The following is a 17,110-nucleotide window of genomic DNA, read 5'->3' as shown; positions in this document are numbered from 1 at the left end:
AATTTTTTTGATTTATATTACTATTTTTTGTGAAAAATTATTGAGTCAACCTTTATTTATACATTTTTTTAAACACTTAAGGACGATATTGCCTTTATTTAACAAATATTGAACCTTCGAAAAGCCCTCTATTTTATTAAAAAAGTTATTTTTGTAGGTAAGAAAGAAAAAAATGCAAGATATAACGAAAAATAATTTTGACTTTATCCGTGTTCTCCTGGCGTTCATTGTATTTGTGGGACATTTAGGCGCCTTAAGCGTCTCTCCTCAACTTAAATTTTTAGAACACAGCCCAGTAGAAGTCGCGGTTTTTTCGTTTTTTATCGTCAGTGGCTTTTTAATTGCAAGAAGTTATGAAAGATCTTCCAGCTTAAAAAGCTATGCAAAAAAGAGGTTCAACAGAATCGTGCCTGCCTATTTATTGGTGGTATTTCTCTGCACAGTTTTACTAAGTCTTGTAAGCAAGCTGCCATTTTCTGAATATTTCGGCAATACACAGGTCTACAAATATTGGTTCTGGAATTCAATTTTCATGAATTTTAAATCACCATGGCTTCCCGGAGTATTTGGCAACCAGGCTGTAAATGGTGCATTGTGGACCCTTAAAATAGAAATGTGTTTCTATATTGCCGTTCCCTTCATGTTTTTATTCTTCGGAAAAAACAACAAATACAGAAATGTAAGTCTGATTGTCCTGTATTTTCTTTCACTGGTATTTCTTAATTATTTTGAAATGACAGGAAAGCCAGCCATCTCAAGACAATTACCCGGATCATTATGTTATTTCATTGGCGGGATGCTTTTGTATTTTAATTTCGACAAATTCATCCAACACAAGCATACACTTTTTATAATCGCTATAATCACTGTATGGATAGATCTTATTTTTAAAATAAAACTGTTCTCTCCTATCATGATCAGCATTATTGTACTGTATATTGCCTACTCTTTTAAATTCCTGAATAACTTCGGAAAATACGGAGACTTTACGTACGGCATTTATATATTCCACTTCCCTGTTATCCGGGTATTCCAGACCTTAGGACTCTTTGAAGATTATAATCCTTATGTAATGGGTATTATCTGTATGCTGACCGTAATTGGAATAGGAGTTTCTTCCTGGCACTTTTATGAAAAAAGATTTTTATAATTTTGAACATATTTAAAACCGCAAATGAAAGACCTTGTCTCCATCATCACTCCCTGTTATAATTCTGCAGAATTCATTGAAGAAACTATACAATCTGTTCTTAATCAAACCTATGACAACTGGGAATGGCTGATCACAGATGACCTTTCTAAAGATAATACGGTAGAAATCCTCAGGAGGTACAATGATCCCAGAATAAAATTACTGGTATTGGAAAAAAACGGTGGCGCAGGAAATGCCAGAAATAAAAGTCTTGAAAGAGCTCAGGGAAGATATATTGCTTTTCTTGATTCTGATGATTACTGGTATCCGGAATATATAGAAACCATGACTGATTATATGCAGGAACATAATGCAGAGCTTGTGTACTGCAATTACTCCCGATGTGATGAGCATCTGAAGCCTATATTAAAAGATTTTATGGCAGACACGGTAGTTACTTTCTCAAATCTTCTGAAAACATGCAGACTGGCCCCGGTTTCAACCATGTATGATACCAAAAGAGTAGGGAAATTTTTATTCCCGGTAAAAAGTAAACGTGAGGATCATGTGATGTGGCTGAACCTTTTGAAAGTAATTCCTGAAGGAATGCCCATCAACAAAACAATGGCGAAATACAGAATGCGTGAAAACAGTGTTTCCAGAAAGAAAAAAGACATTATCAAAGACCAATATTTAGTCTATAAGGATTTCATGGGCTTTTCTACTGTAAAATCATTGTATTACACTGTCAACTGGGCAGTAAACGGATTTTTAAAGTATTCAAAGATTTTTAATTAATGGAGTATTCAAAAGAATTTAAAATAGCGCTGAGTGCTTTTTCCAGCACGGATAAGGATAAACTTATTTTCAGACTTTTAAGAAAGGACAAACTGTTGTCTAAAAAATTATATTTCGAACTTATTGATCCTGAAACCACGGACGATAAAAGAAATGCAATGGAAAAAGAAGTGGCGGAAAAGGTTCTTTTAGCCTCAAAATATATTGGCAATGCTAAGTATTTCCTGACCATTATCCGTAAAATAAGCGCGGAAGTTACAGAGCATGTAAAGATCACCACGGATAAATTTGGAGATATTTCTCTTAATTTACTGATGATCAATGCCATTTTAGAATATAATGAAGACCTCAGCAGACAGAGATTTGACAATGTCTACAAGCTGTATCTTTACATTATTAATAAAATATTTAAGTATCTGATTTTAGCTAAAAAGCTGGATGAAGACTATTGGATGGAAATTGATGAACTCCTGAGAGACACTCAACATAAAATTTCTGAAAATCACTACCTGCAAAAGCTCTGCATCAATAATGGTCTTGATATCAACTGGCTTGAATGCGAAAAGATTCCCGACGATCTTGAAACGATTATGAAAGAGATCAAAAGCCAGGGATTTTTAAGATAGAATTTTCTGAAGGATTATTTCTGTAGAATTAGGCTTTCCGTCGACGAATTTCTGAGCATTCTGAGACATGGTTTCCAATTCTTCTTTGTTATCCTCATTGGCAAGAAATAAGACAAATTCTGCAGCAGTGGCTTCATCAGCAAAAGATCTTCCTCCTTCTACAGAAATAAGATCATCTGCTTCAGGATTCTTCTTATACCGATTCCCAAAAATAACAGGAATACCAAATGTTGCTGCCTCCAGAATATTATGCAGTCCTGCATCATGAAAACCGCCTCCCACTACGGCAACATCTGCATAGGAATACAACTTGGACAATAAACCTATGCTGTCTATAATTAAGAGTTGAGTATTGAGATTTGTGGCTGGAGAAGTCTGTATTTCACTATACAACAATGCTTCAGGGAAAATATTTTTTAAATGCTCTACTCTTTTCAAGTCATGAGGCGCTAAAATCAGTTTTAATCCGGAATTTTTTCGGAATACCGTTGCTGCAATTTTTTCCTCGGCCTGCCATGAGCTTCCAAAAACAATTGCTTTATTATTCCCTATGAAATCGGCAATATAATCTACATGATTATCACGTAGCCTAAGCTGTCTGACCCGATCGAATCTGGTATCTCCCGTTACTGAAGATTTTACCAAACCTACACTTTTAGCAAGAGCAAGGGAAAACTTAGTCTGGTGAAAAAACCAATCTACATTTCTCTGAAGTTGTTTTACAAACCATTTTCCATAAGAAGTAAAGAAAGATTGCCTTTCGTAGAATAATGCAGAAATCACATAAACTTTTGCATTTTTATTCTTAAGCTCTGCCAGCAGATTATACCAATAATCATATTTCACCGTAAAAAACAGTTGAGGATTAAACTGTGATACAAAGTCTTTTACAGTATTTTTTTTATCAAAAGGGAGATAGCAGATTACATCTGCGATATGTTTCTTTTTAACAACGTTTTCATAACCCGACGGAGAAAAGAACGTCACCAGAATTTTATGATCCGGCAGTCTTTCTTTTAGTTGCTCCAAAACCGGTAATCCCTGCTCATATTCTCCCAAACTAGCGGCATGCATCCAGATTACTCTGTCTTCTTTTGAAAAAGCGGCTTTTACTTTATTCAAAGACTGCTTTCTTCCCTCAACGCCTTTTTTAGTTTTATCATTAATCAAAGAGAAAACCTTCATTCCGAAAATGAGAAGGCTAATAAATATGTTGTAAATCAGTTTCAATTTTGATTTGATTTAATCGTTAGATTTCTTTGTGAATCTCTCCTGAATTGATTTCACTAATCCTACTCCAATCACTGTAAACAGCAATCCTAGAATAAAAAAAATGACATTACTGAGCTCAGTCTGCTTACCCTCCGCTACCCGAACACTCTCAATAATAATATCTAAAAATAAAAGCATTACAGGAAACTGCAGAGAAAACATATACAGCTCTAAAGTCTCTTTATTACGAAAACTTTTAGGAACGTTCAATAAAGTAGAATTGGGATATCTCGATAATCCAACAAAAAGAACAGAAATAAAAGTAGCAATACACGGAAGGGCCCAGATCGCGGTTTTCCCGGATTCTCCATCTACATTTCCCTGAAAGTCAAAATGAGTAGGAACCATCTCTGGTAATGCAGCATATTTAATTCCGGTAAAGACCCAAATTGCAATAAGCAATAGTGTATTTACAATTAATAATATGCTGGAAATTTTCATATTTTAAATAACACTTTTAAGTACTCTTAACTTATGGGTATGTTTATTCATTTCTTTATTAAAGATCCCTGTGGAGTCCAATGTATCAATTCTCACCTTTCCTGAGGCATGGATAATTTTTTGATTTTCCAGCATAATCCCTACGTGGATAATCTTTCCTTCAGCATTTTCAAAAAAGGCAAGATCTCCAGGCTGTGTTTCTTCCACAAAAGTAAGAGCTTCTCCTACTTCAGCCTGCTGAGAAGCATCTCTTGGTAATTTTATATCATGAATTTTATAAATCAACTGCGTAAAACCAGAGCAATCTACGGCAAAGAAACTTTTACCACCCCATAAATAAGGTACATTAAGGAATTCACGTGCGGCTAAGGCAATACTTTCCCTTAGGTCATGACTTCTTTTTGAAGCTACGGCAGGAAATTCCACTTCAGAACCCATAGACAGCAAAGTTTTACCGTCGTTCATGAGTACCGAAGAAAAGTCTTCAGTAACGATAGTAACTTTTCTGTTGGCAAGCTCTTCATCTGTTACAGGCTTTAACTGTTTTGTGTCCATCCATCCCTCATAACCATCATAGTGCATTTTTATCTTTGTCCAGTTTTTATTAACCTCCAAAATATCAGCACTTTCCCCAAACAATATTTCCGTAACAATTTCCGCTTTGTCAGAATTTTCAGCACGGACCGGTGCTACTGTAACAATACAAATTCCTTTATTCATTCATTAAGATTAAAAGATTGAATGATTTAAAAATTAAAAAATCAGATTCCGTAAAATCTTTTATTTTTTTTAATTTTTAAATCTTTTAATTTATTTTCTTCTCAGAAAATTTACTCCATCACGCAAAGGTAAAATAAGATTTTCGAAATCTTCATCTTTTGCCGCTAAATCATTTAATTCTTTAATAGACTGCGTAGATTTCTGCTTTGGGTTTTCTTCCAGTACTTTTCCATACCACAAGACATTATCAAACATGATTACCGATCCGGATTTCGTTCTGGGTTTAATGAGTCTAAAATAGTCTGCATAATTTTCTTTATCAGCATCCACAAAAATAAGATCAAAAACCTCATCTGTTTCTTTCAAAAACTCTTTAGCATCCTGAAGCCTGAATTCAATCTGACCGGCATATTCACTTGCCTCAAAATATTTCTTTGGCAGATAGGCAAGATCTTCATTCACATCCAATGTTGTAATTTTTCCATCTTTAGCAAGACCTGTTGCCAGACACAATGTAGCATATCCTGTAAATGTTCCTATTTCCAAAACATTTTGGGGTTTCAGCATTTGGGAAATAATGGTTAAAAGTCTTCCTTGCTGATATCCTGAAATCATATGGGGCTGTGTCGTTTTCTGATAGGTTTCGCGTCTCAGCTTTTTCAGTATTTCTGATTCTGAAGAAGCATGTGCCTCCAAATACCTGTCCATTTCAGGATTCTTTTCTTCAAAAAAACTCATAAAAATTTAATTTAAACAAATTTAAGGATTTTAAAATTTCTTTTTGAGCAACCCTTGTTTCTATTCCATGTACAAAACAAAAAAAGAGAGAAATCAATCTCTCTTTATATACTTGCTTCCAGGTAGAAGAAATCATTAGTAAGCTATACAATACTGACCAGGTGTACCGCATACCCATCCTTCGCAGCAGTCTTCTGTAACGCGACAAATAATCTGAGGGTTGCACCAACGGATAGCACCTTGTACTTCTTTCATCTGTTCTCTTGAAAGTTTTTTTGAATTTTTCATATTTATTTTGTTTAGTATTATTTTCCTACTCTTTAAGATTTTCGGATACCTCTGTATTATATTTCCTTTTATAGAGATTTAAATATACGCAATATTCATTAACTAATAACATGATTCAATGTAATTTAAAACATAATTACTTGTGTTTTTGTTGATTTTTTACACAAAGTATCTTGAACAAATATGTTTCATGGGAATTTTGTTTTTCCAGATTCTATTCAGAAATCGCTATAGATATGATCGAGTTATCAGGAAAATCCCCATATAAAATACCGTGAAAATACGGATGTTTTTGCTGCTACAATATGTATAATTTTGCGAGTAGAACAAAGGGTAAAAACACTACGAAAATGATTGCAGAAGAAAAACAAACTAACCGTGAGAATCAAAAAAATGTTTTACTGAAAAGTAAGACACCCTCTTCTGCAAAAAAAACGAAGACTGAAATATCCAATTCATTTTTGCAAAAAATTATTTCTCTCCTAAAAAAGGAAGAATTAATTTAATTAAAAAACATATCCCGAATTACTTCGGGATTTTTTTATATAGACCTTGAAGGTAAATAGTGATTACTTTTGATTTTTATTTCTCTGGTTGATTTCTCCCTTATCTTAAAATATCTTTTCACAACTATCATTTATACTCTTCTATTATTTTATTCAGAGCCGTGATCTGTTTATTGACACTTTCAGCTTTTTGCGGATTCAGTTTCAGAAATTCCATTTTTTTTGACAGCCCTTCTTTCAACATCTGAGAAACCATCGCTTTGGCTTGTGCATTTTTTAACATCTCAGTTTTTGCCTGACTTAAAATTCTAACAATACCCTCCGTTGCTGCTGCATTATCAGAAGTCATAATCCAATTAAAGCCTTCTTCAGAAAATTTTCCCAGTTCCGGATTCTGAGATTTAATAAACGGATAAAATGCCACAATAGAAGTAATATTCTTCATTTGGGAGGTCACTTTATTTTTAACAACAATGGGAATCATTTTAATAAGCATATCTTTGGACGCATCGGAAAGATCAATTTTATCCGCTAAATCATCTGCTTTTGAAGGCTCTACTGTTATCATGGCTAGCCACGCACTTCCTCTTACGGCATTGGACGTAGCATTCAATCCCTTTTCAAATAAAGGAAAATACTTTTTATTCTTTGTTTTTGCTAACGCTGAAATAGCGGCTGCCTGCACCAATGTTTTAGAATCATTGGCTGCTAATTTTTCAATATCAGGAATTAATATTTTCCCCTGCTCAGGTTTGGAAACATCTAGTATTTCCAATGCTTTGATACGGATTCTGAAGAAAGGATCTTTAAGGGCGGCAGATAATAATTTGACAGATGCAGGATCATTCAGATTCTCTTTTATGCCTGTCAATGCTTTATAACGACTTGAAAATTCTTTAGAGTTAACGAATTGCATTAGATATTGCGTAGCAGTTTTCTTATCCGTAATCTCGGAAACCAATATTCCATCTGCATTTATATTGACTACATCCGGATTTTTAGAAACATTAAAGCTAAAAGTATTTTTCGCTTTGGCAGTAACCCATACATTATGCCGTACCGGCTTCCCATTGTCATAAACATCAATGGCTAAAGGAAACTCAAACTCTTTTTCCTGAGACTGATTGACTGTAACTTCTACCTGTTTTTTTACGGGCTCAAAAGTATAGGAGTAGTTTAATTGAGGATTTCCACTGCCATAATACCATTGATTGAAAAACCAATTCAGGTCTTTTCCAGATATTCTCTCAAATGACAGCCTCAATTGCTCAGCCTCTGCATTTTGATATTCATAGGTTTTTAAATAATCGGTCATTCCGGCGAAAAAAGCTTCATCACCCAGATAATTTCTAAGCATGTGAAGAATTCCCCCTCCCTTTTGATACGATACTAAATCAAAAACATCCTCGGAGGAATCATAATCAAACCTTACAAGATCTTTCTGAAAGTCTGAAGGGGTATGGATATACTTATTAATTTCTGACATTAAATGATAATCTGCCTGGTCCTTTCCATACTTATATTCATACCACAAATATTCAGAATAATTCGCAAATGATTCATTTACGGTAAGATTACTCCAGCTTTCCGCTGTCACCAGATCACCAAACCAATGATGAAATAATTCATGTGCTATAATATTTTCCCACCGGTTCTCATCTGCCAGCTGTCCAGGTTTCTGCAATACCTGTGTATTATGTAAAGTGGCGGTAGTATTTTCCATGGCTGCACTTGGATAATCTCTTCCCGAGATTTGTGCATATTTTATCCAGGGATAATCATAGCCTAGTTTTTTAGAGAAAAACGCCATCATTTCAGGAGTATGACCATAGATTTGCTTTGCATAAGGCTCATATTCCTTTTCTATATAATAATCTATAGGAATATTTTCCCACTGATCCTTCACAATTGCATAATCTCCTACCCCCATAAAAGCAAGATATACAGAATGTCTTTTATCCATTACCCAATGATCCGTTCTCATAGCATTAGGTTCTTTTCGGGAATCTTTTAAAACTCCATTAGAAAGACTAACATATTTATCCGGAACTGTCATATAGATTTCCTGAGTGGTTTTCTGGTTGGGCTTATCTATAGTGGGAAACCAGGCTGAAGAATATTCCGTTTCCCCATCCGTCCAGATCTGAGGCAGATTATTCTGATCCGTACTCTGAGCATTGATAAAGTATAAGCCTTTTGCCGGACTACCCTGTTTCTCTACTTCATTCGGGCGGGAAGTATATTTTATATAAACTGTATACTCCTGATTTTTGAGATAGGTTTTATCTAATCGAATGCTAAGGATATTATTTTTGTACTCATATTGTAATGGAGATTTACGTCCTTCTTTATCCATAGCCACTTCGTGGATCAGCATTCCTTTAGCATCCAGTACCAGTGAATCAGACGGATAAAAATAAGGTGAAGCGGTAAGCCACTCTTCTCCGTTCATCTCTTCTTTCTGATAATCAAAATTTACTTTCAGTTTTGTATGCTTAAGCTCCGTTCTTTTTGTATGTGTAGCTCTATAGATTTTTTTCCTTCCGGAGGTTTCTGTTTGCCCAAAAACTTTTCCGGAAAAAAAAAGAGTTACCATGCTTAGCGATAAAATAATTGTTTTCATGTGTTATTGTTTTCTATGGTCTGGCATATTGAGTAATTTCTGATCAGTAAATGCACTCTCCATTTTTCAGTTTTCCTGTTTATTTCAAATATTTTCAGAACTCTTTCTATTTTTAAAAGAAAGCCAACAGGCTCAATGTATCCAATTGATTTTCGATATCAATTTCTTTATATCAAATAGGTAGTGTGATCACTTTAAAAGTTACACAAAAAGCAAAACTCTCTATTTCCATCTTTGAAAACATTCTTACACCATCTACTTTTGATAGAAGATGAACTTGGTATATAAAAAAATAAATCCCGAATTTCTTCGGGATTTACTGTTATGTTATAATTGATTTAATTATTTCTTTGGAGCGATATCCATCAGCTTCATAAATTCATCAAGCTTAGGCATAATGATGATTTCTGTTCTTCTGTTTTCACCTCTACCGGAAACACTCATGTTTGTAGCTTTAGGATTATATTCAGAACGTCCTCCCGCGGTCATTCTCGCAGGGTCTACTCCAAACTGAGTCTGAAGGACTTTAGCTACAGAAGTTCCTCTCAATGCAGAAAGATCCCAGTTATCTCTAGGTAAATTTGGAGAGTTTAATGGCGCATTATCTGTGTTACCTTCTATCAGTACAGAATATTTATCATAATCATTGATTACTTTTGCTACTTTACCAAGTACTTCCTGAGCTGCAGGTAAGATATTGTAATCCCCTGTTTTGTATAACATTTTATCTGAAAGTGAGATCATCACTACACCTTTCAGTACTTTCACCTGTACATCTTCATCAGATACATTATCTAAAGATCTCTTCAGCTTGTTAGACAACGCCAGATTCAAGCTGTCATTTTTAGCATTGTTTGAAATCAATTGTTTGATGTATGAATTTGAAGAGTTGATTTCACTTACCAATTTATCGATGTTCGCAGAGCTTTTTCCTGTATTTGAAAGACATGCATCCAGTGATGATTTCAACGCATCATGCTGGCTTTTCAGTAGGCTATTCTCACCTGTCAATGCAGAATTCTGAGATTTCAAATCCTGAATTTCTCTTTGTCTTTCTCCGATATTTTCAATACACTGCTTATAGTTTGTGCTCAGGGCATCGTATTGTTTCTTGCTTACACAAGATGTCATACCCAGCGCCATTGCAGAAACTGCTAAAATTTTTAAAATCTTCATAAATAATCATTTTTAGACCAATCAAAGTTAGGAAAATTCAATTGAATTATATCGGTTATCTTTGCATAAAAGAAATTCTCAACGTATATGTTGAAAAAACCAAGCTTTAAAAATCAATTAGAAAACCTTGTTGATCAACCTGAAAAACACTCCTACCTTCTGGCGGTAAGCGGAGGTGCAGATTCTATGGTTCTGGCCTCATTATTTCAGGATTTGCGGGATAATGGGCAAGATAAAAAGTGTGACATACAGGTCGCTCACATCAATTATAAACTTCGTGGTAAAGATTCTGATCTGGATCAGAAAGTAGTTCAGGATTTTTGTGAGAAAAATCATATAAAGTTTCATCTGTATGAAGTTTCTGAAAAAGATAAAAAACCGGACCACTCTATTCAGCTTTGGGCAAGAGAACTCCGCTATCATTTTTTTAAAGAAATTCAGAATCAGGAAAAGCTTGAATTTCTGGTTACCGCACATCACCTCAACGATCAGCTGGAAACTTTTATTATTAATCTTTCCAAAGCAGCTGGTATTAATGGACTGAGCGGTATTCCTTCTCACTACAATCATATTCTCCGTCCGCTCTTAACTTTTTCCAAAAAAGAAATTTATCAGTTTGCTGAGGAAAACCATATTGAATTCCGTGAGGATCTATCCAATAAAAAAAGTGATTATTTAAGAAATAAGATCAGAAATGAAATCGTTCCCCAACTCATGGAGACTAATGATCACTTTTTGGAAAACTTTAAAAAGAGTTCTTTCTACCTGAATCAAACTAAAGATTTTGTTCGAAAACAGGTTGAAGAAATAGAAAATAAGCTTTCCTTATTTAACCAAGACTATAAAATCTTATCAAAGGAAAAGCTGGATCAGGAAAGCGATTTCGTAAAGTTTGAAATTTTAAAGAAATATGGATTTACTCAGGAAGAAGAAATCCCTAAGATTTTCACAGCTGAAAACAACAGTTCTTTTTTTTCAAAAGAATACCAACTGGTCATCAACCGTGACGAATTGATATTTATTGACCGAAATAAAGAGCAGAAGTCTACCGATGAAATTATCCTGATTGATCATTTTAATTTTTCTGAAGATCAAATCAATCTTGACCTCAAAAACACTATTGAAGAGATTGATGGAATCAATAAGGATTTTGAATGGGATTTTGATGCTGAAAAACTTCAGTTTCCACTACGCCTGAGAAAGCAGCAGGATGGTGATGAATTTTATCCTATCGGGTTTTCAGGAAAAAAGAAAGTTTCTAAATTTTTTAGGGACGAAAAATTATCTATTTTAGCGAGGCAAAAAATTTGGATACTGGCTGACAGCAATAATTCCGTACTTGGAATACTTCCTCTCAGACAGGACAGAAAATATACAAAGGATGAGAAAACAAAATGGAGTCTCAAAATTTTTAATGAAACGAAAAATGAAATTTAGAAATTGGTTTTTATTAATTCTACTATTTTTAGCGACAGGAATTAATGCACAGATAAAAAATCCTGTAAAGTTTAAATTCACCATCAACGATCTGGGAAATAACCAGTATGAAGCGGTTTTGAATGCCACCATGGAAAAAGGCTGGCATATTTACTCAAAAGATTTACCGGAAGACACCGGAATTCCAACTGAGTATAAAGTTTCAGGAAAAAATATCGAACTGATCGGAAAATTTACCGAGGTCGGTAAAAAGCATGAAGAATTTTCTGAGGCTTTTGGAGGAACTATTGTTTTCTATTCCAATTCAGCCGGCTTCAAACAGAAGTTCAAATTAAAAGATCCTGCAAAACCTGCAGATGTTACTTCGGAGATTACGTATCAGACTTGTGACGACAGGGTTTGTTTAGCTCCCAATACTTTAGAATTTAACCAAAAAGTAACTCCAAAAGGGGCTACTGAAGAGGCTGTTGAAGAAACACCTCTGGCAGTAAAAGACTCAGTAAAAACCGTTGAAACAGTTACTGAGAATGCTCCAAAACAGGAAGTTACCGTTTCAGAAGTTTCAAAATTAGACCCTAAACAGCTGAAAATTGAAACATTAGATTTCAAAAACCCATTAACTGACTGTGGTACAGCGTCTACAAAAATAGAAGAAAATTACTGGACCTACCTGTTCTTAGGATTCATCGGAGGTTTAATTGCCTTGTTAACACCTTGTGTTTTCCCTATGATTCCACTAACGGTTTCCTTCTTTACCAAAGGAAGTAAAGATAAAGCAAAAGGAAAAAGAGATGCCATTATCTACGGATTTTTCATTCTTCTTATTTTTGTCTTATTAAGTATTCCTTTCCATATTATTGACGGGATTGCCGGAAATATCTTCAATGAGATTTCTACAAGTGTATGGCTGAATATTGCCTTCTTTATCATCTTTATTTTCTTTGCCGGAAGTTTCTTCGGGTATTATGATATTACATTACCAAGTTCTATTGCCAATAAATCTTCTAAAGCAGAAGAAGCCGGAGGGATCATCGGAATCTTCTTTATGGCACTTACACTGGTGATCGTTTCTTTCTCTTGTACAGGACCTATTTTAGGAAGTTTACTGGGAAGTGCGGTAACAGGATCTTCCAATGTTCCTATGCTGCTGACTTTTGCATTAGCAGGATTTGGGTTGGCTTGGGCCATTGTATTTGGACTATTGGCTTTATTCCCACAAGCCTTACAAAGTCTTCCAAAATCAGGAGGATGGATGAATACCGTGAAAGTTGTTTTAGGATTCGTAGAATTGGCATTAGCTTTAAAATTCTTATCCAAGGCGGATTTGGTTTCTAAAACTTTCTTCTTAAAAAGAGAGCTTTTCATTGCCATCTGGATCATTATTGCTCTAGGGCTTGCTTTATATTTATTCGGGCTGATCAAATTCCCGCATGATGATAAAAAACCAAAGATCTCTATCACCAGAAAGATCCTTGGGGTATTAGGTTTTGGATTTGTCATTTATCTGATCCAGGGATTAATTCCTTCTGAGCGTCCTAAACTTCAGGTGCTAAGTGGTATTTTACCTCCATTGAATGTTAGCTATTTCCACGATGAAAAAGATGGGATTTTAGGAATGCATCCGGAGCATGACTTTTTCAAAGCTATTGAAATTGCCAAAAAGGAAAACAAACCAATCTTAATTGACTTCACAGGATACGGTTGCGAAAACTGTAGAAAAATGGAAGAATTTGTCTGGAGTGAACCGGATATTCTACCAATATTACAAAATGACGTAGTATTAGCTTCTTTATATGTAGATGATAAAGAAGAGCTTCCTGAAGATCAAAAAACTAAAATAGACCTTGGAGAAGGACAGATTAAAAAAGTAAAAACAATTGGTGACAGATGGAGCTTATTCCAACAGGTTAACTTTAATAATAACTCTCAGCCTCACTATGTTTTAATAACTCCTGACGGAAAAGTGATCAATACCCCTGTTTCCGGATATATGCCAAAAGAGGATTTCAAAAAATTCTTAGAATGCGGAGTAGATTTTTTCAAGAAGACTAAATAGATACTACTTTATAATAGACTAAGCCTTATCAATTCTATTGGTAAGGCTTTTTTTTACACTTATTAGAAATAGATCAACACTTACTAACTTGTTTCATTAAGTAAAGTCTTTTTCAATATATTTAGAAAACAATTCTAAATTAAACGCAAATGAAAAAGTTATTTTACATTCTGGCAGCCTTAGGCTGCTCTATTTCAATGTATGCCCAAGCACCCAATATCCAGTGGCAAAAATCACTGGGAGGAAGCAATCTAGAATGGGCAAAGTCAATCAAGCACACTACCGATGGAGGTTATATTGTTGCAGGACATTCAAGTTCCACCGATGGAGATGTCACAGGAAATCACTCCGGTGGTCAACTCTATATGACTGATTATTGGATTGTAAAACTGAACAGCTCGGGAGGGATACAATGGCAAAAATCATTGGGAGGCAACAGTATTGAGGAAGCAAACTCCATCCAACAGACAAATGATGGCGGCTATATTATCGCAGGCACAGCTGCTTCATCAGATGGAGATGTTACAGGAAGTCACGGGAGTTTTGATTATTGGATTGTAAAGCTTGATTCATCGGGGAATATTCAGTGGGAAAAAACTTTTGGAGGAGATATTGTTGAACAGGCTTATTCCATTCAACAAACTACTGATAACGGCTATGTCATCGCAGGCTATACCAATTCTTCAAACGGAGATGTTACCGTTGCATATGGAGAGGAAGATTTCTGGATCATCAAACTGGATCAAACCGGAAATCTGCAGTGGCAAAAATCTTATGGTAGCAATAGTAAAGACTACGCCTACTCCATCCAGCAAACTACAGAAGGAGGTTATATCGTAGCCGGCAGTACAAACAGCATAATCGGAGGCATTTCTTATAGCGACTGTCTGATCATGAAATTAAATTCGTCCGGAGATCTACAATGGCAAAAAAAGATAGGGGGCAGTCATGATGATTACGCTACCGCAATAAAGCAAACCATAGACGGTGGATATATTGTAGCAGGGAACAGTAATTCTACAGACGGGGATGCTACAGGAAATACTAATTCACCCAACATTTGGATTTTTAAACTTAACAATACCGGAGATATTCAATGGAAACAGTTTCTCAGCGGAACCGGTTATGATGGAGCTTCATCTGTTGAATTAACATCAGATAACGGCTATCTTATTGGGGGAACTACAACGAGCTCAACAGACCTCACAGACAACTTCTATGTTGCCAAACTTAATGCAACAGGCAGTATTATATGGGAGAAAAGCTTAGGTGGAAGTGCTACAGACCAACTGAATTCAGCAATAGAAACAGCAGATGGAGGATTTATTCTTGCAGGTAATACAGACTCTAATGACGGAGACGTTTCAGGAAATCATTCAGATGGTTTTTCAGACTTCTGGATTGTAAAACTTATGCCTACCACAACATTGGCTACCGCGGAAGCTAAAGCCAACCAATCTATATCTTTCTTTCCTAATCCTGCCAAAGAGTTCATTAATATCAGGAATCTCCCAGATGGATCAGTTGTAACCATTACAGATACATCCGGAAGAAAGCTATTGTCTAAAAATTATCATGAAGACAAAGTAATAATAAATACCTCTCAGCTAATTCCGGGAATTTATATGATTCAAATTGAAAATAAGGGAAAAATCATTTTAAATGAAAAACTAATTCTAAAGAAATAAACGTCATATAGTTAAAAAATCTTAAAGCCTTATGAAATTGAAATACCATAAGGCTTTTTCGTGCCAAATAATAATTAATTTTTGCAAATTCATAACATTTAAGAAATTTAGGTATAAACTTTGTATGAATTCAACCAAACTACGATCGGGTTTTAAAAGTTTTCATCAAATACCGTTTAACATTTAAAGTATTAATTATGGCTGAAGTAATCGCACAAGAAAAACAAGGCGGCAAGCAAAAAAAGAAATTAATAAGAGTTGATATGACTCCCATGGTAGATTTGGGATTTCTATTGATTACTTTCTTTATGTTCACTACCAATTTTACAAAACCCAATGTCATGGATCTGGGACTTCCGGCAAAAGGAGATCCCCCTTCAGGGCCTATCGTAATGGACCAGGAAAATCAGGTGACATTTATTCTTGGAAAAGACAACCGGGTATTTTATCATCAGAGCAATGCAACAGATTTAAATACAAACAACCTGAAAGAGACCGATTTCAGTGGGATAAAAATTTCAAAAATCATTGCTGAGGCATACAAAAATGCTCCTAAACCTCAAAACTTCACCGTCATTATCAAACCGACTGATGAAGCCAATTATAAAAATTTTGTAGATATGCTTGACAACCTTGCTATTGCAAAAAAAGAGCGTTATGGCGTTGCAGATATCAAACCTTGGGAAACAAAGGTTTATAAAGACTTAGTTCAATAAAAGAGAAAGAGCATTTTAAAAATGCTCTTTTTTGTTTACATTTGAATCAGCAGGAGTTTCCTGGAGATCCTCTGCCTTATTTTAACCTTTTATAATTTTGATATCATGCTGAACTTTGAAAAAAAAGGAAACGGAAAAGAAACTTTAGTACTCCTTCATGGTTTTATGGAAAACCTCTCTATATGGAGTGATATGGAGCCTCATCTTTCCAAAGATTTTTCACTTTTAAAAATTGATCTGCCCGGTCATGGACAATCTGAAATTCTGGGTGAAGTTCACACCATGGAACTGATGGCAGAGGAGGTAAAAAAAGTTTTGGATCATCAGAATTTAGAAAAAGTACACCTATTGGGACATTCTATGGGAGGTTATACTTCATTGGCTTTTGCCGAGAAATATCCCGATTCTTTAAAAAGTTTGACGTTGTTCTTCTCTACTTATTTCCCGGATGATGAAGAGAAAAAACAACAGCGTATAAAAAGCTACAGAATCATTAAGGACGCATTTGCCCATTATGCAAGAGCGGGAATTCCCAATTTATTCAACCCAAATGAAAAAGATATCCTTGAAGGCAAAATTGAAGTGGCCCTTGCAACAGCTCTTTCCACGAACAATTTAGGAGCATTGGCCTGCGTAAAAGGGATGGTAGAAAGAACAGACAAAAAACACATCATGGAAAACCTGGAGGCTAAAATACTGGTACTGGCAGGTAAACATGACAATGCTGTAAAAACAGATATCACCATTAAAAACCTTCCGGACAGAACCAATATAAAATCTTATGTATTAGACTGTGGTCACAATGGCCACTGGGAAAAACCAGGTATCTGTGCAGAAATTATCAACACTGAGCTTTTACATAACCTCCCTAAAAAGCTTGTATTTTAAAAATC

Annotated in this window: 16 protein-coding genes; 9 read left to right on the top strand and 7 right to left on the bottom strand. The window is 35.1% G+C overall.

Translation table 11 applies throughout. The annotated features are described in order from the left end of the window. The first annotated feature begins 172 nt into the window (after positions 1 to 172). Genes DRF57_RS00595 through DRF57_RS00585 form a run of 3 tightly spaced genes read left to right on the top strand, consistent with a single transcriptional unit; the run spans position 173 to position 2,556 of the window. Positions 173 to 1,150, top strand: coding sequence for an acyltransferase family protein (locus DRF57_RS00595; RefSeq protein WP_084085739.1), 978 nt, complete (start codon positions 173 to 175; stop codon positions 1,148 to 1,150). Between the two features lie 24 nt (positions 1,151 to 1,174). Further along, complete coding sequence (locus tag DRF57_RS00590) at positions 1,175 to 1,930, top strand: glycosyltransferase family 2 protein (RefSeq protein WP_115916339.1); 756 nt, start codon at positions 1,175 to 1,177, stop codon at positions 1,928 to 1,930. Further along, positions 1,930 to 2,556 carry a deoxyuridine 5'-triphosphate nucleotidohydrolase gene (locus DRF57_RS00585; RefSeq protein WP_115916337.1) on the top strand — a complete coding sequence of 209 codons (627 nt, stop codon included), beginning with the start codon at positions 1,930 to 1,932 and terminating at the stop codon, positions 2,554 to 2,556. Before DRF57_RS00590 ends, DRF57_RS00585 begins: the two co-directional genes overlap by 1 nt. Here the strand turns inward: DRF57_RS00585 and DRF57_RS00580 are convergent. From DRF57_RS00580 to DRF57_RS24245, 5 genes are all read right to left on the bottom strand, one after another. Beyond that, the gene (locus DRF57_RS00580; RefSeq protein ID WP_373866360.1) at positions 2,548 to 3,741 is read right to left on the bottom strand and encodes a 3-deoxy-D-manno-octulosonic acid transferase; all 1,194 of its coding nucleotides are present in this window, start codon (positions 3,739 to 3,741) and stop codon (positions 2,548 to 2,550) included. The two genes, DRF57_RS00585 and DRF57_RS00580, sit on opposite strands and share 9 nt — an antisense overlap. Positions 3,742 to 3,798: 57 nt before the next feature. Next, a complete protein-coding gene (locus DRF57_RS00575) occupies positions 3,799 to 4,269 on the bottom strand; it encodes a DUF1648 domain-containing protein (protein ID WP_115916333.1) in 471 nt (156 codons plus the stop codon). Between the two features lie 3 nt (positions 4,270 to 4,272). Then, positions 4,273 to 4,989 (bottom strand): C40 family peptidase, encoded by a 717-nt coding sequence (locus DRF57_RS00570; RefSeq protein WP_047488801.1) that lies wholly within the window; start codon positions 4,987 to 4,989, stop codon positions 4,273 to 4,275. Between the two features lie 90 nt (positions 4,990 to 5,079). After that, complete coding sequence (locus tag DRF57_RS00565) at positions 5,080 to 5,727, bottom strand: O-methyltransferase (RefSeq protein WP_115916330.1); 648 nt, start codon at positions 5,725 to 5,727, stop codon at positions 5,080 to 5,082. 135 nt (positions 5,728 to 5,862) lie between these two features. Further along, positions 5,863 to 6,015 (bottom strand): CCPGW family putative bacteriocin, encoded by a 153-nt coding sequence (locus DRF57_RS24245; RefSeq protein ID WP_410493782.1) that lies wholly within the window; start codon positions 6,013 to 6,015, stop codon positions 5,863 to 5,865. A gap of 350 nt (positions 6,016 to 6,365) precedes the next feature. Here DRF57_RS24245 and DRF57_RS23550 point away from each other — a divergent pair, with 350 nt between their 5' ends. Beyond that, positions 6,366 to 6,521, top strand: coding sequence for a hypothetical protein (locus tag DRF57_RS23550; RefSeq protein ID WP_156126049.1), 156 nt, complete (start codon positions 6,366 to 6,368; stop codon positions 6,519 to 6,521). A gap of 127 nt (positions 6,522 to 6,648) precedes the next feature. Here DRF57_RS23550 and DRF57_RS00550 read toward each other — a convergent pair whose 3' ends face one another. Both DRF57_RS00550 and DRF57_RS00545 read right to left on the bottom strand, forming a co-directional pair. Then, the gene (locus tag DRF57_RS00550) at positions 6,649 to 9,144 is read right to left on the bottom strand and encodes a M1 family metallopeptidase (protein ID WP_115916326.1); all 2,496 of its coding nucleotides are present in this window, start codon (positions 9,142 to 9,144) and stop codon (positions 6,649 to 6,651) included. Between the two features lie 342 nt (positions 9,145 to 9,486). Continuing rightward, positions 9,487 to 10,320, bottom strand: a complete 834-nt coding sequence (locus DRF57_RS00545) for an OmpA family protein (RefSeq protein ID WP_047488785.1) — start codon at positions 10,318 to 10,320, stop codon at positions 9,487 to 9,489. Positions 10,321 to 10,407: 87 nt separating this feature from the next. Between DRF57_RS00545 and tilS the strand changes: the two genes are divergently transcribed. From tilS to DRF57_RS00520, 5 genes are all read left to right on the top strand, one after another. After that, positions 10,408 to 11,757, top strand: coding sequence for a tRNA lysidine(34) synthetase TilS (gene tilS / locus DRF57_RS00540; RefSeq protein ID WP_115916324.1), 1,350 nt, complete (start codon positions 10,408 to 10,410; stop codon positions 11,755 to 11,757). After that, the gene (locus DRF57_RS00535; protein ID WP_115916322.1) at positions 11,747 to 13,813 is read left to right on the top strand and encodes a protein-disulfide reductase DsbD family protein; all 2,067 of its coding nucleotides are present in this window, start codon (positions 11,747 to 11,749) and stop codon (positions 13,811 to 13,813) included. Before tilS ends, DRF57_RS00535 begins: the two co-directional genes overlap by 11 nt. A gap of 149 nt (positions 13,814 to 13,962) precedes the next feature. Continuing rightward, positions 13,963 to 15,501, top strand: coding sequence for a T9SS type A sorting domain-containing protein (locus DRF57_RS00530; RefSeq protein ID WP_115916320.1), 1,539 nt, complete (start codon positions 13,963 to 13,965; stop codon positions 15,499 to 15,501). Positions 15,502 to 15,698: 197 nt separating this feature from the next. Beyond that, positions 15,699 to 16,217 (top strand): biopolymer transporter ExbD, encoded by a 519-nt coding sequence (locus DRF57_RS00525; RefSeq protein WP_115916318.1) that lies wholly within the window; start codon positions 15,699 to 15,701, stop codon positions 16,215 to 16,217. A 105-nt stretch (positions 16,218 to 16,322) separates the two neighbouring features. Next, positions 16,323 to 17,105 carry an alpha/beta fold hydrolase gene (locus tag DRF57_RS00520; protein WP_115916316.1) on the top strand — a complete coding sequence of 261 codons (783 nt, stop codon included), beginning with the start codon at positions 16,323 to 16,325 and terminating at the stop codon, positions 17,103 to 17,105. The last annotated feature ends 5 nt before the right edge of the window (positions 17,106 to 17,110 follow it).

This window comes from Chryseobacterium rhizosphaerae (assembly GCF_003385455.1).
GTDB classification, from domain to species: Bacteria; Bacteroidota; Bacteroidia; order Flavobacteriales; family Weeksellaceae; genus Chryseobacterium; species Chryseobacterium rhizosphaerae.
Note: the sequence above shows the minus strand (reverse complement) of the source record. Positions and strands in the feature narration are given on the sequence as shown.